This window comes from Prevotella conceptionensis 9403948 (assembly GCF_000312305.1).
Taxonomy (GTDB): Bacteria; Bacteroidota; Bacteroidia; order Bacteroidales; family Bacteroidaceae; genus Prevotella; species Prevotella conceptionensis.
The window spans coordinates 101,712-123,218 of record NZ_HE999446.1 but is presented as its reverse complement, the minus strand read 5'-3'; the positions used below and the strand labels follow the sequence as shown (position 1 = coordinate 123,218).

Here is a 21,507-nt window from a genome sequence, read left to right as displayed (position 1 = left end):
GCCCCAATAGCTAACGGCCACTTGACGGCGACCAACATGTGGCATTGTAGGACAATACCACAGCGAGATGGTGTTGGCCTTGCGGGATAGGAATGGCGTAACGTCGTAGACGATGTTAACAACCGACGTGTCGCCTTGTGCGCGATGAGGTTCAAAGAGGTTTCTGCTTACGTTCATTCCGTTCACCAACAGCTGCGTTTTGCCTGTGGTGGCCACGCTAACGTAGGCTTTGCGCGGCTTGCCGTTCTGCTTATACGTTCGCAAAAACCATTGCATCGCGGTGGAATCTGGCTGTGCCGCACTTATCCACGGTGCTTGATAAGGGGTTAAACGCATGGAAGATGTTGGCGCAAAGGCGCAATTACTCGTTCCCTCTTCATTTACAACGCATTTCGATGGAGTTGAAACAGGTACTGAACGCGGCACAACCAAACTATCTTCATCGCCAACAATCGAACTTTGACACTGCATCTGCGAGCCTTCATTTATCATAGCTGTGGTGGAAGAGACAACCTCAACGCTTTCGCCGCCTGTGCGAAAAACAGCAGTATCTTGCCCTTGGCACTCCTTATATATAATAGGAGTGGTGGAAGAGGTTGCCACAACGCTTTCACCGTCAGTACGGAAAACAGCATCATCTTGCCCTTGACACTCCTTATATATAATAGGAGTGGCGGAACATGCTGCCACATCACTTTCGCCACCTACGCGAGAAACAGCGTTATATTGGCCTTGGTACTCCTTATATATAATAGGCGAAGACAGAGCGTGCGATGTGGAAACAACAGCCAAAGCCCCATCGGCACATTGCATACCATCGCCTTTTGGATCCGAAAAAGCACTGGCGTTGTACGCGCAGACATTATTCGTGGCTGCAAACATGGCCTTTGCACCACGAACAGGCACCGACACAGCCCATGCTAATGCTACAAGGGCAACGGCGAGGGGAACACCCATCATGCACGCCCTGCACTTCATCGTAAGACGGCCTCCTTACCCGCCTTTAACTTCACTTTGTGCGCCTTTCCATTATAGTACAACGTGGTTTGTCCGCCCACCTTGCTCTTAATGCGCACTTGGGTTACGCTACCATTGTGCCAAGAGAAGTCTACAACGAAACCACCACGCGCACAAAGGCCCTTAACACTGCCCGAAGGCCATGCAGAGGGCAATGCTGGCAAGAGCCTAATACCACGTGCGCTTTGCATCAGCATTTCGCAAACGCCAGCCGTTCCGCCGAAGTTGCCGTCTATTTGGAAAGGCGGATGGGCATCGAAAAGGTTGGGATAGGTGCCGCCACCAGGGCCTGCATCGCTCTTCCTGATGGCATCGGGGGCCACATAGGTCAGCAGTTTACGGTATATCTGGTAAGCCTTCTCGCCATTGTAAAGCCTAGCCCAAAGGTTAATGCGCCATCCCGTGCTCCATCCCGTAGAGATGTCTCCCTTCTGAACAAGTGTCTTTCGGGCGGCCTCAGCTAGTTCGGGCGTTGTTTCGGGCGCGATGTGGTGACCCGGATACAGCCCGATAAGGTGGGTTTGGTGGCGATGTTGGGGGTCGAAATCGCTCCAATCGTAGTACCATTCGTTCAAGTCGCCCTCCTTGCCCACGGTATATGGATGCAAGCGGCCTATCGTTTGGCGCAGCCTTTTGCTGAAAGCCGTTGGCCGTCCGTTCAGAATTTCGTCTGCGGTAGCCGTGTTGGCGAACAATTCTCGCAATATGGCGAGGTCTGCCGTACCGCCATACACCGTTGTGCCGTGGTAGCCATCGGGCGTAACATATTCGTTTTCGGGCGATGTGCTGGGCGCAGTAATCAGCTCGCCAGGTTTCTTGGGGTTTTCAACAAGCCATTGCAACATAAAGTCGCACGCCCCCTTCATCAGAGGGTAGAGCGTGTGGCGAAGATAATGGCGGTCGCGCGTAAAGTCGTACTGTTCCCAAAGGTTGCTCAACAACCATGCTCCTCCGAGGTTCCAGTTGGCCCATTCAGGACTTTCTCGTTTCTCTCCCACGGGGTTCGTCATGGCCCACAGGTCGGTGTTATGGCTCGAACACCAGCCCTCGTTGATGCCGTAATAGTTTCGTGCAGCGTAACGCCCATTTACAGACAACGCCTTCACCATGCCTACCAAAGGCGTGGTCAGTTCGGCCAGATTGGCCACTTGCGCAGGCCAATAGTTCTCTTGGAGGTTGATATTAACCGTGTAATTACTTCGCCAAAGTGCCCTAACGTGCGGATTCCAAAGCCCTTGCAGGTTAGCAGGCACGCCAGGTGTGCGCGATGAGCTGATGAGCAGGTATCGACCAAACTGAAAGTAAAGCGTTTCGAGATAAGGATTGGTTTCTCCCCGCTTGGTGTAGTCTAGCAGTTGCTGCTCGGTTGTTCGGTGCATATCAAGCTTTGTGCCATCCAAATGCAGGGCAAGGCGGCCGAAAAGGGCCTGATAATCGCCCGTATGGTTTTGTTTTAGTTGTTCGAACGTGCAGTTTTGCAGGTTCTTCAAGTCGGTTTCTGCCAGTTGCACATAGGCTGCGCCTTGCGTTACGGGATGCTTGTCAAAGCCGTTATAGCTTGTTTCGTTAACGATATACAGCACCACTTGTGTGGCGTTGCTTATCAAGAGCGTGCTATCCTGCGCCGTTATGGTGCCGCCTGTGGCCTTCGCTTGCAGCAGGTTACAAAAGTGAACGGTGCTGTCGGGGTGGCCTTCGGCATGACCCGTGAGCCTGATGGTGTTGCCTTCCACACGTGTTTGATGGTTGAGCAACGAGGTAAGCGACAGTTGCAGGCTGATGGCGTGGGGCTTGTTGGCCGTAAGGCGAACCATGATGGCGCGGTCGGGATGCGAGGCGAAGTATTCTCGACGATAACTTACGCCCTCACTTTCATAACTCACCTTTACCAAGCTACTGTCCAAATCAAGTTCTCGGCGATAGTTCTTCAAAGGCATATCAGCGTTTGCAGGCACTTTCGTGTCGCGGATGCACAGGATGGAAAGCGGCTGATACCAAGCCGAGTTATGCCCTTGCACGCGCAGTTGCAGCGAGTCGGCCAATGCGTAATTCTCTTCAAACAAGGCTTTGCGTATCAGTGGAATCCACTTGTGCGCGCCTGCATCTTCGTTTGGGTCGATGGGTTTGCCGCTCCACAGCGTGATGTCGTTCAGTTTAAGATAGTCGCAATGCGGGTTTCCGTCTACCATTGCGCCGAGCTTGCCGTTGCCAATGGGCATGCTGTTCTCGAAGAAGGAGCCGGGGCGATTGTCCCAAATGCGCAAGGGAACGCCTTGGGCGAACGATGTGAGGGCCGAAAAAAGTAGGGTTGCTGTTGCTAAGATAGTCTTTCTCATTTGTCGATTGTTGTTTTTTGTGGAAAAGATATGCGGTAAACGCCATCCGCCTACCACGGCGTTTTCCACTTGACTGCGCCATAAGCCGCAGCGCGCAAGGCACTGCCTGCACAGGCGTTTGGGCGGCCAGCGTGGCCGTTTTGCTAATAATCACCGTTAAGGACAGGTGCCAACAATTGCGCGTTTGTTTTTAGAACCTGCCCAATAACAAAGAAGAGGCTGCACCCGAAAGGCAGTCTCTCCTTATTATATAGGCATGTTCTAAAAATTCCCCGCAAAAGTTCAATCATTGCTCCTTGTATTGCTCTTCACTGTCTTTTTGCTTTTATCTGGCATCTTTTGCTTTCTCTTTCAGTCGCATAGTCCACTATGCTCCTTCAAGCCGTAAGCAAAACCTGCTCAGCTAAAAGCTAAAATACAGTAAAGGTAATTTTTGAACATGCCTATATACATGTAAGCTTGCGAGTTGTTAGCTTAATGTTATCTGCTGTGCGCTCCATTCTGCCCAAAGCCTGCTACTTTATACATCAGAAAGCGTTAGAAGGCCGATGAACGCACAAACCAACGAACTCAGAAACTTTACCACATACGCGGTTGCCCTTATGCGTCGATGTTGGCGTAAGTGGCGTTTTGCTCGATAAACTCGCGGCGTGGCTCCACGTCGTCGCCCATAAGCATGGAGAAAATCTCATCGGCATCGGCGGCGTTTTGGATGGTCACTTGTTTAAGCAGGCGCGTTGAGGGGTCCATCGTCGTTTCCCAAAGCTGTTCGGGATTCATCTCTCCCAAACCTTTATAGCGTTGCACGTGTATGCTCTTGTTGTCTTCTTGCCCTTCGCCGTACTTGTCGATAAAGGCCTGGCGTTGCTGCTCGTTGTAGCAATACTCACGAACCTTGTTCTTATAAGTGCAGAGGTACAGGGGCGGTGTGGCGATGTACAGGTGACCTTCTTGTATGATGCGGGGCATGAAACGATAGAAAAGGGTCATGATAAGCGTGTCGATGTGCGAACCATCGACGTCGGCGTCGGTCATGATGATAATCTTATCGTAGCGCAACTTGTCGATGTTGGCCTCCTTATCGTCTTCGCCTTCAACGCCAAAACGCACGCCAATGCTCTGTATGATGTTCATTACCGACTCGGCCTCGAACACCTTATGCCATTGCACCTTCTCCACATTCAATATCTTTCCTTTCAGCGGAAGTATGGCTTGCGTGTAGCGGTCGCGCCCTTGCTTGGCCGAACCACCTGCCGAGTCGCCCTCCACGAGGAATATTTCAGACGTTTTGGGGTCTTTGTTAGAGCAGTCGGCCAGTTTACCTGGTAGTCCGCCGCCCGACATGGGGTTCTTTCTCTGAACACTCTCGCGTGCCTTGCGGGCAGCAATACGCGCAGTGGCGGCAAGTATCACCTTATCGCAAATAAGCTTAGCCTCCTTGGGATGCTCTTCCAGATAATAGCCCAGGGCCTCGCCTACGGCCTGCTGAACGGCACCCGACACTTCGCTGTTGCCCAGCTTGGTTTTGGTTTGGCCTTCAAACTGCGGCTCGGCCACCTTGATGGAGATAACGGCGGTAAGTCCTTCGCGGAAGTCTTCGCCTGCTATTTCAATCTTCGATTTCTCTATCTGCTTGGATATTACGGGGTCGTTGTCGGCGTAGGCTTTGAGCGTACGCGTAAGGGCCATGCGGAAACCCGTGAGGTGGGTACCGCCTTCAATGGTGTTGATGTTGTTCACATACGAGTGTATGTTCTCGCTGTAATCGGTGTTGTACATCACAGCCACCTCGATGGGGATGTTTTGTTTCTCCGTTTTAAGGTAGATAACATCGTCGAAGAGGTGTGTGCGGTGGCGGTCAACGTAACGCACAAACTCTTTCAGTCCGTCTTTGGCATGGAACGTTTCCGTACGTGTCTTGCCGTTTTCGTCGGGGCGAAGGTCGGTCAGGGTTATCTTAACGCCGGCATTGAGATACGCCAATTCGCGCATGCGCGATGCAATGATGTCCCAACGGTACACCGTTGTGGTGAAAATGCTGGGGTCGGGCCAAAATTGTTGGCGCGTTCCGCGCTTATCCGTCTCGCCGACAACCTTTACTGGATAAAGCGGTTTACCCGTTTCGTACTCTTGTTGGTAAATTTTTCCATCGCGGAACACCTGCGAGAGCATCCTGGTAGACAATGCGTTAACGCAGCTAACGCCCACGCCATGCAGTCCGCCGCTCACCTTATACGAGCCTTTGTCGAACTTACCGCCGGCGTGCAGCACGGTCATCACCACTTCCAGTGCCGATTTGTGCAGCTTTTCGTGTTCGTCTACGGGTATGCCTCGCCCGTCGTCTTGCACGGTTATGGAGTTATCTTCGTTAATCGTTACTTCGATGTTGCTACAATAACCGGCCATAGCCTCGTCGATAGAGTTATCCACAGTTTCGTTAACGAGGTGGTGCAGTCCCTTTTCGCTGATGTCTCCGATGTACATCGCGGGGCGTTTGCGCACCGCTTCCAAGCCTTCAAGCACTTGGATGTTACTGGCCGAGTAGTTGTTCTCGTTGTTTTGATTTTCTACCATTGTCTTGATTAGGAATTTTAATATGCAAAGATACTAAAAATCAGTGAGAAACAGAAAGGTTTAACTGCATTTTGACGTACACAAGAAATGTTATTTACCGTTTAAAGTTGCAGAATGCGCGTTTGTTTGTCCCCACACCCTACAACTTGCTGCATGTTATTCAGGTTTTATTGTGTTGCTCATGTCAAACCAAGAGTAACTGATGTTCGTTACTACATCATCTTCGCCAGCAGTAAGGACTTTGAACGCCTCCTACACAGCATATTGCGGCCAAACCTGCTAAAACGGCAAACTAGATAGACAGATTTTTCTCTGGATTATCGCCTTTGTCTTGTACTTTTCTTGGGCGTAACAGGCTGGATGCGTTCAGTCTTATCCTGCTGGTGTCGAATGATGTATTCAAAACTAGATGCTATTTCCCTTGCCTTTTGTTCGTCCCTACCAGTTGCTATATGCACGAAAGGCATTGCTAGGTTATCTATTTTGACGTGCACAACGAAATTGTGTATGGTCTTATCTGGGGTAGCACGCGTTTCCGATCCACCGAATCCTAGTCCGAAAAAGGAGATTTCCGCGCCATAGGTTGTCGTACGTCCAGGAATAAATTCGGGATCATCAGCTACTTCGCAGCTAACAACATCCTTAAAGTCTATTGTTTTACCCATACACACAACCTTTTTTGCATTCTCATAAAAGATAATTTCTTTGTTGAGGTCAGGGTCAGTTGTCGTACCTTTGACAATCTTTGTTGGTTCTCCGTATTTTGCGTTAAGCGAGTCTCTGGAGTATTCATAATGTAATTGGGCAAGCAACTGGCTATCCTTTTGGAAACTATCATTTAGATTATCTCGAAGTTGTGAAATGAAGTTCCAAAAATATTTGTATGTGTTCACATATGCTTTTGCATAACTAATTTTATAAGACGACTTGGGAACGAAAGGGAAAACCTTTGATATTTTAGCACTATATGTAATCGGACGCTTGTCTTCACTACCGTGGAACTCAACGTTTTGGTAGCTGTCCACCATGAATGACATGATTAGCATCTTACCGTCTACGAGTTGTATGCTTAGCGTTGGAGCGATTGATATTTTGTTTATCGTCAAAAAGCTTGCATTGTTTGCGATATTGATTGATGCAGCTGAATTGACTGTATTGTTTTTCTTATCCACCCCTAACACCTTCCATCCTTTATTCGTTTCAATCCACGATGAGATGTGTTTAAGCAAGTTGCCAGTATCAAACATAGGATTTTCGACCTTTAGTACAGCCTGCGTGATAAGGTATTTGTCGTCAGGAGATGAAGGACTCGCATATAACTCAAACTTTTCTTTGACGTTGCTTGCATAAATTTTGTAGTCATCGTTTTGCATTGAAGCGAGAAGGTCTTGGTCTTTCTCTATTTCTTGGCAAGTCCATTGCATTGGTGGTGTATTTTTCAGAGTCTCATAGCTTATGTTCTCCGGCGTTTTCGCAACAGATATTGCCATGACAAACACCATAACACAACTAGTAATTAATACTTTCATATACTTATCTTTTTAATTTGTAGTAAATTTAAGAATATAGAAACGTGGAAGTTAGAGATTCGAAAGCACCTTGTATATTTTCCCCAAAGTGCCCCAATCCGTTCAGTTGTCCACATTTTACTGATTCGCCTAATATCTTTTTTCTTCCTTAATTGCGCAACTCATTGCCCTACTCTCTCTCCTTTTGCCTCTAGACAAAAAGCACAGCATCGCGTTTTCCGAAGAGTTCAGCTTGCCTAGTGTCGCAAAACTAATCTGTACGAGCATCGCAAAAGTACAAATAAAACCAGATAGGTTACAGCTAGTGAGAGAAATATTATCAATCAAAGAACATTCTTACGTCCCCCTCATAGCGGCAAACAGCATTCCCTTAACAACGGAGCCGCACATCGTTTTGCTGCATACAGCACCGCCCATAAGTTCGTCTGCCCATCATTTCAAAAACATACGGCTTAACTCCTTAATCTCCCAACTCCTAAGCGAAGTACCGCTAAAAAAACAAGAATCCGCAGCTCCTTATTTTGGAACTGCGGATTTGTAAAAGTCGACTTAAAACCGAGCTATTAGCCCAGCTTATTGATATGCAGCGCCAAGCTCGACTTCAAGTTGGCTGCCTTGTTCTTGTGTATAACGTTGGTCTTTGCGAGTTTGTCCAGCATCTTCTGAACGGTGGGATAAAGCTTAACAGCCTCATCCTTATTGGTAAGAGCGCGCAGCTTACGAACGGCATTACGCATAGTCTTCGCATAATACTTGTTATGCAGAGTCCGCACCTTTGTTTGGCGTATTCTCTTTAATGATGATTTGTGATTTGCCATCTCTTATTTCCTTTTTATTTTTTAGTAGTCCCTAGGAGAGTCGAACTCCTCTTTAGAGAATGAAAATCTCTCGTCCTAACCGATAGACGAAGGGACCATTGCTTGTTTGCGGTTGCAAAGGTACACACTTTTATCCTTTCCACCAAACTTTCATGTGATATTTTTCTCTAAAAGGCTGATTTTTCGTATTTTTGCAAGGGTAAAGTCGCTTTAAGGCATGTTTTTGCCACCCACTCATTACATAATATCATCAGGTCTATGCTCGTAAAAACTCATGCCATCGTGCTACGCTCCATCAAATACGGAGACAGCCAACTGATAACCGACATGCTCACGGAGACGTTCGGGCGAGTTTCGTTTGTGAGCAACATTCCACGCACGCAGAAAGCGAAGATTAAGAAACAGCTGTTTCAGCCGCTTACGATTTTGGAGATTGAACTAGACCACCGACCCAACGCGCGACTGCAACGACTACGCGATGCGCGCATGGCCTACCCCTTCACGTCCATACCATATAGCGAGGCTAAATTGGCCATAACGCTTTTCTTGGCCGAGTTTCTTTGCCACGCCACACGTAGCGAGCAGCAAAACGTGCCGCTATATCGCTATGTGGAAACGAGTGTTCGCTGGCTCGACGGCGCGCAACAGCTGTTCGCCAACTTCCACCTGGCCTTTATGATAAGGCTTTCGCGGTTCTTAGGTTTCTATCCTAACTTGGAAAACTACTCTCCAGGTTGCCTTTTCGACCTACGAAGTGGCTGTTTCGTACCGGCCATTCCCATGCACAACGATTATCTCTCCTCGGCCGATGCCGCCCAAATGGCCACGCTTATGCGCATAACGCCCCAAACGATGCACCGTTTCGCCCTCTCGCACAACGAGCGGAACCGCTGTACGCAACTAGCCATCAACTTCTATCGCCTGCACATACCCGACTTTCCCGAACTGAAATCGTTTGATGTGTTGCGGGCGGTGTATGGCGAATAAGGGAGAGATACCATACAAATTGCACCACACCTCTATGTCTCTATCAAGTTCAAACGGTTACATAGGGAGAAACAAAAAAAGTTGCACATAACACGATTTCTTAACCAGTGAACTTGATGCCACCGCTTTTAAAACCCATGTTATGTGCAACCGATATAGTGAAAGGTTGTCTAAAGGATGCCTTATAAAATTGCCATTAGCGAAATCTCACGTTGAGAACTCACGCCAATTACTTATCTGCCACCGTAAAGATTGGATAAGACCACAGTCTTAGGTCAGCGTCTAAGCCCACTTGATCTTTAGAGAAATGCAGACTGATGGCTTGCCGCGACCAACCGCTAAACACAACAGACGTTGATGTCCAATAAGCTCCTTGGTAGCCTGCGGTATTTAGTTTGAGAACACCTTGCTTGCCTGCATCGTTATCAAGATAACCCATGGCAGGGAGATAAAAGTATTTGCTGGTGTCGGCAGGCCTACCTTGGCCAGGTTTCTTTACCCAACTAGAGCCATTTATTTTCTTAGTCGATTCGTCCCAAGTTGCCCAATACGAATTGGCACGATAGTCTACGCCATCAGGGTAGGTGGTTACGGGAGATTTATAAGGACCTCTATCGCAATACTTCAGTTTCAAAAACCACATACCCCCTTTGTATAGGTGTTTGTTTTTCACCCAAAGTGTTGTTTCGTCCCAATGTGGGTCACCCCTAAACACATACAAAGCGGCCTCGTTGGCGTTAGGACAAACCTTGCATGCGTTAACAGCGTAGAGGTTGATTCCATCGCCATTGAAGTAGCGGTTGGTGCCAGATGCTTCGTAAGGAGCCTGCTCCCCGTCTTTAACAGGCAACTTACCCGTGTATCCATCCCAATAAGGTTTACCGGCATCCCACATATAATAGTCCATGCCATAATTCTCCATGGCAAGGTCGAACTTCACAGGCACGTTCTTTCCAGCGTTTAATGTCACGCTAGAATACGTCTTCGAAACCGTCCCTGTTACGCCCGTTTGCGAGTCGGCAAGCGTATATTCCACCGTGAAGTTGGTGTATGTGCCAGGCGCAACCACCATAATGGCCGCGTTCTTGGTATGGTTGATTGCCTTGGGAATGTTAAAAGCCCCTGTCAATGCCAGTGTAACGCTTTTGGATGGAGCGGTGACGGAAGCCGTTTGTAGGCCGTTGTCGTTGAAGTCGAACGTACCTGCAAGGTTCTCGTTTGCCGTCACCTTGATGCTCTTCACCGTTACAGAATTATCCAATTCGTCCTTACTATAATAAGGAGTGAAGGTAAGATAGGCTGACTTATGGTCGAGTGTGAACTCGTATCGCCCGCCATTCTTGTTGGCCGTTGCCGTGCCACAGTCGCCATCTTCACCAATATGCGAGGCGTCGTTGGATAATTGCTGCGTTTGTTGAGACTTAATGGTAACCTTGTCGCTTGCGGGATTTCCTTTCCCTGTATATCTCAGTTTATACGAATTTGCTGTAAGTGTGCCTGAAAAATAGAAGTTGGCATATTTTGATTTACCATCTTTACTAACAGCAATACGCTTGTCTATGTCGTCTTTTACACTTTGAGTAAACACTGACGGAGTTGCGGGGTTATTAATCCACAGCTTATCGCCCGACGTCCAATAAAACTTTATCGCAGAACCATCATATATCCCCGTTGTCCGGGTCTTCGTTTTAGGCATGACTTTTCTATCAACCGAAACGAACTCCGTCACTTCACCCAGGGATTGCACATCACTTTCTTGTGTTGTGTTCTCATTTGAACAACTTGAAAAAACTATTGTAGCTAATACGACGAAAACCAATAAAAAACGTTGTTTCATTTCGTTATTCTCTTTTATATATTCCTTATTGTCTGTTCCATTTATAATACCACTACGAAATTATACATCTTCCTCGAAATATTCATCGTGTTTGGCAGATAAGGGGGTGTCGTCACCTGCTTCACCAGCACCGCCACCGACAGGAGGACTCCCCGCCAGGATAGACAATGTTACATCGAAAAACAAAATCTCCATTAATGGTTTAAGATAAACTTTCTTTACGCTACCTACATTTTCTTTCATCATAACTATACATTTCGTTTCTTAATATCCTTTTTTCTTTTAAGTACATATCTAGAGAATGCGTACTACTGACGTTTGCGCGTGAAATTGCTAAGAGGATTCTGCATTCGCTATACGCGCAAAGGATAAGCACCTGCTTACCAAATATTCTCTCATCATCACGGTGATAACAGCAACCCTATTAACAACCCACAAGTCGCTTTAAACTTCCGAACAACAGAAGTATTATCCTTCATGTGCTTTACGCCCGTTATCCTTGAAGGCATTCCTTCCTTAATGCATGAATGCAACTACGATTTGTTTACTCCTCTTAATCCTTTCAACTCCTATCTCTAAAATACGCATGCAAAATTAACGTTTATTTTCTTTGCCACCAAATTAATTAAGCATCTTTTTCATTTCTAATGGGCTCAGGAAGACTGTTTAAGGCTACATCCTCACAAAAAGGGAGCGAGCCGCCTTTATTGCAAAGACGGCTCGCCAATTAAATATTGTGCCTACCTTACGTACACGATATGCGCATGCCATGCAAGAGCATGTCGGCGCAACACATGCCAACAACGACTTTCATGTTGGCTTAATCGCGGTCGTGACGGTCGTCGCGGCGGCCGCGGCGTTCACCTCTTTCGGGCCTGTCGCCACGTGGACGGCGTTCGCGCTCTACATATCCTTCGGGTTTCTCCATCAACACACGGCGCGACAGCTTGTACTTGCCCGTCTTGGGGTCGATGTCGAGCAGTTTCACCCGCATCTTGTCGCCTTCCTTAATGCCAGCCTCTTCAACTGTTTCAAGGCGTTTCCAATCTATTTCCGAAATGTGCAGCAATCCGTCTTTGCCTGGCATAATCTCTACGAAACAGCCATAAGGCATAACCGAGCGCACGGTGCCTTCGTAAACCTCGCCCACTTCGGGAACGGCAACAATGGCACGTATCTTTGATAGGGCTGCATCGATGCTGGCTTTGTCGGGTGCGCTCACCTGAACCTTACCCTTACCATCCACTTCGTCGATGGTAATCGTCGTACCCGTGTCTTCTTGCATCTGCTGGATAATCTTTCCACCAGGGCCAATAACGGCACCGATAAATTCTTTGGGAATTTCGATTTGCACGATGCGTGGAACTTGCGGTTTAAGTTCGGGACGTGGCTCTGCAATCGTTTCGGTAAGCTTGCCAAGGATGTGCTCGCGGCCTGCCTTAGCTTGCATCAGGGCCTTTTCAAGAATTTCAAAACTCAAGCCGTCGCACTTAATGTCCATCTGCGTGGCCGTAAGTCCGTCTTTCGTACCCGTTGTCTTAAAGTCCATGTCCCCCAAGTGGTCCTCGTCACCAAGGATGTCGCTGAGGATGGCGTATTTCTCTTCGCCCGGATTTTTGATAAGACCCATAGCAATACCGCTAACGGGCTTTTTAAGAGGCACACCTGCATCCATCAAAGCAAGCGTTCCTGCACATACGGTGGCCATAGACGAAGAACCGTTGCTCTCCAAAATCTGACTTACCACACGCACGGTGTAAGGATAGTCGGCGGGAATCTGGCCCTTCAAACCACGCCAAGCCAAGTGGCCGTGGCCAATTTCGCGACGGCCAACGCCACGTTGAGCCTTGGCCTCGCCTGTTGAGAAGGGAGGGAAGTTATAGTGCAAAAGGAAACGCATGTAACTCTTGTCGAGCACATCGTCTACCATTTTCTCATCAAGCTTTGTGCCCAACGTACATGTTGAAAGGCTTTGTGTTTCGCCACGGGTGAAGATGGCGCTACCATGAGGCATGGGCAGCGAACTAACTTCGCACCAAATGGGACGAATTTCGTCGGTCTTACGACCATCAAGGCGCTTGCCCTCATCGAGGATGCAACGGCGCATGGCATCGCGCAACACATCGTCGTAGTAGCGTGCAGCCAAAGCGTGCTTCTCTTCCAGCTCTTCGGCGGTAAGCTTTTCGGTGTTTTCGGCATCGTACTTCTCCAAGAAGTCGGTAACGATTTTGTCGAAAGCATCGTGACGTTCTTGCTTAGCCAGGGCCTGCTTGGTAACATCGTACACGGGCTGATACAGCTCGTCGTTCATCTGCTTGCGCAAATCTTCGTCGTTCACCTCGTGGTCGTATTCGCGCTTAACGTCTTTACCCAGTTCCTTGGCCAGTTCTTCTTGCATGGTGCACATGGGCTTGATGGCATCGTGAGCCACTTTGAGGGCTTGGATAAGGTCTTGTTCGGTAACCTCGTCCATTTCGCCTTCCACCATCATGATGTTATCCTTGGTTGCGCCCACCATGATATCCATGTCGGCCTCCTTCATTTGCTCGAAGGTGGGATTAACAACATACTCGCCGTTAACCCTAGCAACGCGAACCTCGCTGATGTAGAAATCGAAGGGAATATCTGAACATGCCATTGCCGAAGACGCGGCCAAGCCGGCCAAAGCGTCGGGTTGGTCAACACCATCTGCCGACAACAGCATCACGTTTACATAAACTTCTGCATGGTAGTTTGACGGGAATAAGGGCCGCAAAACGCGGTCTACAAGGCGCGAGGTAAGAATCTCGTTGTCGCCAGGCTTGCCTTCGCGTTTGGTAAAACCGCCGGGGAAACGCCCTGCGGCAGAATACTGCTCTCTGTAATCAACCTGCAAAGGCATAAAATCTGTTCCGGGAACTGCATCTTTTGCGGCACAAACAGTAGCAAGTAGCACGGTGTTGCCCATACGAACGACAGCCGAACCATCGGCCTGCTTTGCCACTTTCCCGGTCTCAATGCTGATGGTTCTGCCATCAGGCAATGAAATTGTTTTCGTTATTACGTTCATCTAAAAACTTATTGTTTTAAAACATCTAAAAATAAATTGGCACAAAGGTAGGTAATAAAAAAGGAAATGACGAATAATCAATGCGTTATTTTTTGTTTTTACCTTTGTTTTTAATTAATCGGACTGGTAGGATCGGTCGGACTAGTCGGACCTGTCGGACTAGTCTGACCAGTCAGACTTTTCCGATTTTACCGATTGGCCTAGCCTGCCAACCCTAGGCTTTCGGCCTGCGCCTAGCCCATCCTTCTTCCGAGAAATCGGGTTCCGCGCCTTTTAGTTTGGGCGCAGGCTGTTGGAAAAACTGCCGCCAATCGCCCGTTTCGTTATCGTCGTTAAACTGGCGTTGCGCCTTACGTCCGCGCTTTCCGCCTGCTGTGGAAGCCGAATCGGCGAAGCGTTGCCCCTTTCTGCCGCCCTTAGCCGAGGCCGAACGGCCGTGTCCGCCCTCGTCGGCATCGTTGCATCGCACGTCGCGACCTTTATAACTTGCGCCCGAAAGGGCCTGCATCACGCGCGAGGCATCGCCTTCGGGAACCTCGATGTACGAGAATTTGCCCAACAAGTCGATATGCCCTACGGCCACGCGGCCTTGAACATTGCGGTTGATAAACTGCATTACCTCGCCAGGATAGAACCCATCGTCCTTACCTAGGTTAACAAACAGGCGGCGATAACCTGCCTCGGCTTTGCGCACGCCACGTGCACCGCGCTCCGTACGCTTGCCGCGTGCACCACGCTGGGCATCGCGACCGCCACCACGTTCGGCCCTTTTGCCCTCGCGTTCGTTGCGTTTCAGCGACGGTTTCTCTATTTCGGGCGCGTTGGCGTAGTAGTCTAAGAAACGGCCGAAGGTCATGCTTACAATCTTTTTGATAAGGTCTTCTTTGTCGATGTACTCGAAGTGGCGGTTAATCTCTTCGAGGAACGGGGCAATTTCTTCCTCGTTCACGTCAACCTTAGATATGGCGTCCATAGCCTTATACAGCTGTTTGCTGCATATTTCCTTGGCCGTGGGCAGTGTTCCGTCTACAAATTCCTTTTGGATAATCTTCTCGATGGCGCGCACCTTTGAGCGTTCGCGCGTGTGGATGATGCTGATAGACGTCCCTTTCTTGCCGGCACGCCCTGTTCGTCCGCTGCGGTGGGTGTAACTCTCAATGTCGTCTGGCAGTCCGTAGTTTATAACATGTGTCAGGTCGTCAACGTCCAATCCACGTGCGGCAACATCAGTGGCCACCAAGAACTGCACGTTGTGGTTACGAAACTTTTGCATGGTGAGGTCGCGCTGTTGCTGACTTAGGTCGCCGTGCAAAGCCTCGGCATTGTATCCGTCGCGAATAAGCTTGTCGGCTATTTCTTGTGTTTCAAGCTTTGTTCGGCAGAAAATAATGGCGAAGATGCGCGGATAGAAGTCAACCAGACGTTTAAGTGCCAGGTATTTGTCTTTGGCATTCACCATATAATATATGTGGTTCACCTTCTCGGCACCCTCGTTACGACTTCCCACCACAATTTCTTTGTAGTCATTCAGATAGTTTTTGGCTATCTTTTCAATCTCCCTGCTCATCGTTGCCGAAAAGAGCAGCGTGTTGCGATCGGCAGGAACGCCCTCGAATATGGCGTTGATGCTCTCGGTAAAGCCCATGTTCAGCATCTCGTCGGCCTCGTCTAGCACCACGTTGTTCACGTTGTCTAGTTGTGCAACACCGCGTTTCATCAGGTCGATAAGTCGGCCTGGCGTGGCCACGATTATCTGTGCACCCTTGCGTAGTTGGCGAATTTGCATCTCGATAGACGCTCCGCCATACACGGGCACCACGTGCAAACCTTGCACATACTTGGAAAAGTCGGCCAAATCGTCGGCTATTTGCAGGCAAAGTTCGCGCGTAGGACTAAGTATAAGGGCTTGTGTATGCTTGTCTTCGGGGTTTACCTTTTGCAGTACGGGTATGCCGTAGGCTGCTGTTTTTCCCGTTCCCGTTTGTGCCAAGGCAATAACGTCGTTGCCATTGCCCAGCAGGTAGGGTATCACTTCTTGTTGTACAGGCATGGGTTGCTCGAAACCCAGCTCTTGGATGGCGCGGCATATAGGCTCGCTCACGCCCAAATCTTCAAATGTCTTCAATTCTTCTTGTTGTTAAAATGGTTTCGCGGTTGGGGTCGCATCAAACCAAAGATAACGTCACAAACGGCATATCTACCCGTCAACACCGCCCACTTAGGGGCATGTTGCGAAAGCAGATGCAAGCCTTGGCAAGCCAGAGAGCGCACCACAAGCGGGGTTTACACCAAACGAAACCTTGTTTGTTGATGACTTCATCGTTGCTAATCGTTATCCAAATATCATGAATTCATCAACCCACGAACCTAGAAACCTTGTCTATTATTACTTGTCCAACCAACCGTTGCCCCCAGCCATAATAGACAACATTCGTGTTTGAACGGTGCAAAGGTAATGAAAATAAATGGGTTACGAAAATTTTTAGAAAAGAAATTGCATTTGCACACCGCCATGTTTCACGGCATAACGCCCACAATATGGCTCAAAAACAGGGTTAGCAACATGGGGTTTTCGGCCTTGGAATAGGCTACGTTTGCAGGTTAAAACAGTGATAACGCCCTTCGCTTACCGCCTTGTTAAGGAAGAAACAGGCCGCAAACCTTGCACCATCGCCAACACGCAACATGGCTACCTGCAAGAGGGAGCGTGGCTATCTTTGCGTAATAGCCATGCTCCCCCACACGGGTAGCCATGAAGAATGATAATTTGGGCCGCACCAAAAAGAATTGGGCTGCGCCTAAAAGTCTAGAACGACTGCAACCAAGCTTTAAGTTCGAGTTCCATCTCTAAGTTATACTTAAAGGTCTGCTTGCGCCCCCAGCCGTGCCTTCCACCAGGAAAGACATGCAGCGATGCCGGAACATCGTGCCGATAAAGCTCTGCGTAATAGTTAACACCGTTGATGGGCATCACCGTACGGTCGTCGTCGCTCAGCGCAATCCATGCCCGCGGCGTAGAACGCGTAACTTGTTGGTCGGTGCTGTATTCACGTTCGTCGGCCTTACTGGGGTTCTTGCCCAAGAAACGCTCGCGCGAACCGCGATGGGTAAGCCCCGGCTGCATGGTGATAACGGGATAGAGCAGAATTTGGAAGTCGGGTCGGGCATCGCCCGTTGCCTTTGTTGCCAGCACCGAGGCCAGGTGTCCGCCAGCCGATGCGCCCATAATGCCCACCTCGTTAGGCTTAATGCGCCATTCGGCCGCATGTCGCCGCACCAGTTTCATGGCCTCTTCGGCATCAGAGATGGGCACCTGCTTGTCGCCGTTGGGCATGCGGTACTTCAACACAATGGCCGCAATGCCCATATTGTTGAAGAACGGAGCCCAGTCGCGCCCTTCGCTATCCATCGCCAACGTTTGGTATCCGCCACCCGGACAGATAACCACCGCCCTGCCCGTAGCCATTTTCTCGCGCGGCAAAAACACCTGCACCTTTGCCGTATCCTTATCGTCGCTGCCTGCCACAGCAGGTGCCGACGGCCACAAATTAAGGGTAAAAGTCTTTTGGGCAAAGGCCGATGTTGCCGCAGTCAGCATCAAGGTCGCTGCCAACAAAAATCTCTTCGTTTTCATATTTTTTGTTTTACTGTGTTTGCTTACACTGCAAAGTTAGCAATAAAAGTTGAGAACGCCTTTTCGAAACGAATGTTTTAGCCCCGTAGTCGTCTTTACCTTTAATGTTTCTATAAAGGCATGCCTTTTCCGTTCTTTTCTCGTTCCTCGAAAAGTGCGTTTTCTCGCCATGACAATGTTCGGGCAAGCTCGGCATTGTTCGTTTGGCTTAACGAAAACGTTCTTTTCTCGTTCCTCGAAAAGTGCGTTTTCTCGCCATGACAATGTTCGGGCAAGCTCGGCATTGTTCATTTGGCTTAACGAAAACGTTCTTCGAAAAGTGCGATTAACCTGCCCACTTATCCGCTTGTTCTCTTGCCTGTCTGTTCACTCGCCAGCCGGCCAACCGCTGTAATCTTTTCGGTAAGAATTTTAACATGATGAGTGCCCTTTTTATCCACCAACGGCCCACCTTGCCGCAAAAAATCGATTCTCGCGAAGGTTTGTTTTGATGGGAAAAGGGTTGTATGTGAATGTTGGCAAAATGAATATTTATTTAGTAAAGACCGTCATTTACACCAGTTTTGGGGTGTTTTGCTGCAAAATGAAGGGCGTTTTGGTGCTAAATGCAGTGCGTTTTGGTGCTAAATGCAGTACGTTTTGATGCAAAATGCAGGGTGTTTTGGTACTAAATGCAATGTGTTTTGGTGCTAAATGCAGCGCAAAATGCTGCTAAATGCAAGGCGAAAAGCATAAATATCCACCGCAATGGTATAAACAAAATCTTCTAAAACCACGAAACACATGGCCGAAAAGGGTAAAATAGGTGTTAAAAAGTGGGATTTTAGGTGCTAAAAGTGGGTAATTGGGCGTAAACAATAATGAGTTGGCAACCAATCTAGAAAGGTAAAATGGTGCAAAATGCAGGCTTTGTTCTTAAAAATAGACAAAATGAAAGGCGACAAAATCTAGAAATAGTGCCTATTTACCTACTTTTTAACCCATATTTTCGCTAGAACGATGTGAAAATTAGAGTGACATTGTAAAATATAAATAATCATTTTAAGTTTTGAGTTGATGAGGTTTTGTGATTTTTTTGTTGATGAGGTGGTGCATTCGCCAGTTGTTGGGTTATCGCGAAATTATAAGCCAGTAAGTTGATTAGTGCTGAACTTCGTATAAGAGAGGGGCGTTTATCCGTGTTGGCACCACAAAGAAAACAAACACCTCACAGCTTATAGAAACATTAAGAGTAAAGACCACTTCCTTACAAAGAATACACAGAACAACTTCCAGTTGGTTGTTTTTCGAGACATGACAACTTTTTACCACTGAAAATTGGTGCAGGGTTTCAAATTTTATTGTAATTTTGTCCAATACTTCACACGTAAGAGGAGCGTTTATCTTGATTCGTTTGTGTGTCACAACGACAATAAAGCCCGCTCTATAGGATGGAGGTCTTAAAGGTTAAGGCGACTTCAATAGAGGAAATTTACTTTTGTACTAATATATATACATCTTAAAAAACATCATTAAGAATTATGGAATACAAAACCTACATAGATGAATCGGGTAATACGGGAAAAGATTTGCTGAATTATTCACAGAAAATATTCTGCCTTTCTTCTGTTTCTGTTCCTTCATCTCAAATGGACAATCTTAAAAATTATATACAAGAAAAATTCGAATCCGCAAAAGAAAAAGAAGAAAAAGAAATAAAAGCTACAAACTGGATTAAAGCTCCTAAAAAGAATAAGGTTCTTCAAGAAATTATACAGGAAATGAAATCTGCAAACTGTGATTTTTCTGCTGTAATAATAGAAAAACGATACATGCTAGCTGCATTAATTGTAGATAATTTCCTTGATGGGGAATATAATGACAACAAAGATTACACATGGTGCAATAACAAAGAAGAAAAAATAAAAGCTGCACAATATTTCTATGAAGTTTTAAATGATGAAGATTATGATTCAATTCTTCCTGCATTTACATCATCAACAATAGAAAACGTCCAAAAAGCTATTCATATTGTCATAGAGAGAACTAAAGATTCTCGCTATAAAAAAATGTTAGAAGGTTGTCATATTCAAGAGCTATTTGAAAAAGACTTAGCTGTCACACCAAATAATGAAGGCTGGTCTAACTCGGTGATACGTTCTCCAAACTATTCAGCATTTGCAACATTAGGACAGTTGGTGGCAAAAAATGCTCGTAATAAGAATTATCAAACTAGTATTATATTCGATAATTGCTTTTTATGTAATGAGGCATACAGGCATATTTATGATCTCTTTATGCAGATGCGACCCCATCCTTTTTTTGAAAAATTGACAGGAATGTTTTCATGGAAAAATTATATTAGAGATTTCTCAATAGCTGATTCTAAGGAGTCATTATTTCTCCAGACAGCTGACGTTATCGCAACTTCCACATTAAAGTCCTTAATGAAAGTTTTTCTTCGACAAGGATTAAATAACTATGAAAAGTTTATCGTTGAACTAATAAAGGAAATGTCCGAGACAGGTAATCTGTGGATCGTAACAAACCGACGATATTATGATGCATTCATAAACTCACATTGAGGTCGTCTTGACTTTAAACAGAATTAGGGATGACGGTAAAATTACCGAAGAATAAAAGAGTAGAATAACAAACTTGTTGGCGGAGCTAATTAGGCACGCGCCAAATTAACTCCGCCAACAGATAAACTCACAAACGTATTACTTTACCCTCTGGCAAAGGTGAAAGAGGGAAAGAGTGAAAAGGCGAAAATAACAGTTTCATCTATTTAATGGTTAACCCATTGATTTGTAAACTTGCTTACTTGTCAACTGTTAACTAGCCAACTCGTTAACTTGTCAATTCGCAAACTCATAAGCTCACCATTTCACCTAACTTTTTACAAGGTGCATCTTATTAACCTCCCCATTCGAGAAAAGCAAAGGAATACAAGCTAGTCCCGAAAGCTCTTCTCTCGTTCCTCTAAAAGTGGGTTTTCTCACCATGCCGATGTTCGAGCAAGCTCAACACTATTCACTTGGCTTAACGAAAACTTTCAATTAATTACAACCGCTTGACTTCTTGGTCGGCATCGCTGTGACTGTGGGATTTGTAGTCCTTACTGTTCAGCTTGTATCGCAGGGTTATTGAGACGGCCCTGAAGTCGTATCGGTTTAGCAGGCGCATCACCATCTGGTCGTTGTAGATGTCGTTGCGGTCCTTTTTGCTGTCGAAGATGTCATTGACCTTGAGCTGCACACTCAGGCGGTCGTGGAACAGTGTCTTGACGGCGTTGAAGTTGACCGACCACATGTCGCGGCTGAGATGCACGTTTCGGTAGTCGCCCTGGCTCTGATAGTCGCCAGTGAGGAAGAGTGACAGCGTGCGGCCTATCTGGAAGTTGTTGGACAGTTTGACAACCCAGATGGGACTGCTCAAGTTGTACCGCCCCGTTCCTGTTGTCAAGTGCAGGAACTGCTTGTTCATCACCGCCGTAAGTTGGGGTGTCCACGCGCCAAACCCCTTTGACACGACCACTGCCAGCCGCATCTGCTTAACCGATGGTAGGTTGCGGTAAGACATTATCGACACTGCACTGTGCGTTGCCGACTGCGTGCCCCAGTTGATGATGGCGTTGCGCGTGTCTGAGTAACCTAACTGGAACTGAACTATCCGCCACACGCCTTGCAGCGTTAATTCGTGTACGTACTCTGGCCGCAGCAGTGGGTTGCCCATCTGCCAAGT

Annotated in this window: 14 protein-coding genes and 1 tRNA gene; 3 read left to right on the top strand and 12 right to left on the bottom strand. The window is 47.4% G+C overall.

The features are described from left to right. The 6 genes from BN93_RS18555 to BN93_RS17485 all read right to left on the bottom strand — a co-directional run. Positions 1 to 978, bottom strand: a 978-nt coding sequence (locus BN93_RS18555; protein ID WP_232211126.1) for an alpha-L-rhamnosidase N-terminal domain-containing protein, incomplete at its 3' end; no start/stop codon positions are given. Then, positions 975 to 3,353: a glycoside hydrolase family 95 protein gene (locus BN93_RS06725; RefSeq protein ID WP_044260146.1), complete on the bottom strand. Its 2,379-nt coding sequence runs from the start codon at positions 3,351 to 3,353 to the stop codon at positions 975 to 977. The genes BN93_RS18555 and BN93_RS06725, both read right to left, overlap by 4 nt. Positions 3,354 to 3,953: 600 nt before the next feature. Further along, on the bottom strand, positions 3,954 to 5,927 hold the full coding sequence (gene gyrB / locus BN93_RS06720; protein ID WP_019187579.1) for a DNA topoisomerase (ATP-hydrolyzing) subunit B: 1,974 nt from the start codon (positions 5,925 to 5,927) through the stop codon (positions 3,954 to 3,956). A 317-nt stretch (positions 5,928 to 6,244) separates the two neighbouring features. Then, the gene (locus tag BN93_RS06715; RefSeq protein WP_019187578.1) at positions 6,245 to 7,456 is read right to left on the bottom strand and encodes a hypothetical protein; all 1,212 of its coding nucleotides are present in this window, start codon (positions 7,454 to 7,456) and stop codon (positions 6,245 to 6,247) included. Between the two features lie 563 nt (positions 7,457 to 8,019). Further along, complete coding sequence (gene rpsT, locus BN93_RS06710; protein WP_044260046.1) at positions 8,020 to 8,274, bottom strand: 30S ribosomal protein S20; 255 nt, start codon at positions 8,272 to 8,274, stop codon at positions 8,020 to 8,022. A gap of 25 nt (positions 8,275 to 8,299) precedes the next feature. Further along, positions 8,300 to 8,371: transfer RNA gene (locus BN93_RS17485), tRNA-Glu, on the bottom strand. 161 nt (positions 8,372 to 8,532) lie between these two features. On the opposite strand from BN93_RS17485, the gene recO reads away from it, so the two are divergent. Continuing rightward, positions 8,533 to 9,261 carry a DNA repair protein RecO gene (gene recO, locus BN93_RS06705; protein ID WP_019187576.1) on the top strand — a complete coding sequence of 243 codons (729 nt, stop codon included), beginning with the start codon at positions 8,533 to 8,535 and terminating at the stop codon, positions 9,259 to 9,261. Between the two features lie 229 nt (positions 9,262 to 9,490). On the opposite strand, the gene BN93_RS06700 is transcribed toward recO, so the two are convergent. The 4 genes from BN93_RS06700 to BN93_RS06685 form a co-directional block, all read right to left on the bottom strand. Next, a complete protein-coding gene (locus BN93_RS06700) occupies positions 9,491 to 10,957 on the bottom strand; it encodes a hypothetical protein (RefSeq protein WP_232211125.1) in 1,467 nt (488 codons plus the stop codon). 201 nt (positions 10,958 to 11,158) lie between these two features. Then, the gene (locus tag BN93_RS06695) at positions 11,159 to 11,344 is read right to left on the bottom strand and encodes a hypothetical protein (protein ID WP_019187574.1); all 186 of its coding nucleotides are present in this window, start codon (positions 11,342 to 11,344) and stop codon (positions 11,159 to 11,161) included. Positions 11,345 to 11,918: 574 nt separating this feature from the next. After that, entirely contained in the window at positions 11,919 to 14,147 is a 2,229-nt protein-coding gene (gene pnp, locus BN93_RS06690; RefSeq protein ID WP_019187573.1) for a polyribonucleotide nucleotidyltransferase, read from the bottom strand. A 214-nt stretch (positions 14,148 to 14,361) separates the two neighbouring features. Then, a complete protein-coding gene (locus BN93_RS06685; RefSeq protein WP_019187572.1) occupies positions 14,362 to 16,272 on the bottom strand; it encodes a DEAD/DEAH box helicase in 1,911 nt (636 codons plus the stop codon). 484 nt (positions 16,273 to 16,756) lie between these two features. On the opposite strand from BN93_RS06685, the gene BN93_RS17480 reads away from it, so the two are divergent. After that, on the top strand, positions 16,757 to 16,897 hold the full coding sequence (locus BN93_RS17480) for a hypothetical protein (protein ID WP_019187569.1): 141 nt from the start codon (positions 16,757 to 16,759) through the stop codon (positions 16,895 to 16,897). 56 nt (positions 16,898 to 16,953) lie between these two features. On the opposite strand, the gene BN93_RS06680 is transcribed toward BN93_RS17480, so the two are convergent. Beyond that, positions 16,954 to 17,781 carry an alpha/beta hydrolase gene (locus tag BN93_RS06680; protein WP_019187568.1) on the bottom strand — a complete coding sequence of 276 codons (828 nt, stop codon included), beginning with the start codon at positions 17,779 to 17,781 and terminating at the stop codon, positions 16,954 to 16,956. Between the two features lie 1,520 nt (positions 17,782 to 19,301). On the opposite strand from BN93_RS06680, the gene BN93_RS06675 reads away from it, so the two are divergent. Beyond that, entirely contained in the window at positions 19,302 to 20,345 is a 1,044-nt protein-coding gene (locus BN93_RS06675; protein ID WP_019187564.1) for a DUF3800 domain-containing protein, read from the top strand. A gap of 481 nt (positions 20,346 to 20,826) precedes the next feature. Here BN93_RS06675 and BN93_RS18550 read toward each other — a convergent pair. Beyond that, positions 20,827 to 21,507: outer membrane beta-barrel protein (locus BN93_RS18550; protein ID WP_044260043.1), on the bottom strand; the 681-nt coding region annotated here is incomplete at its 5' end.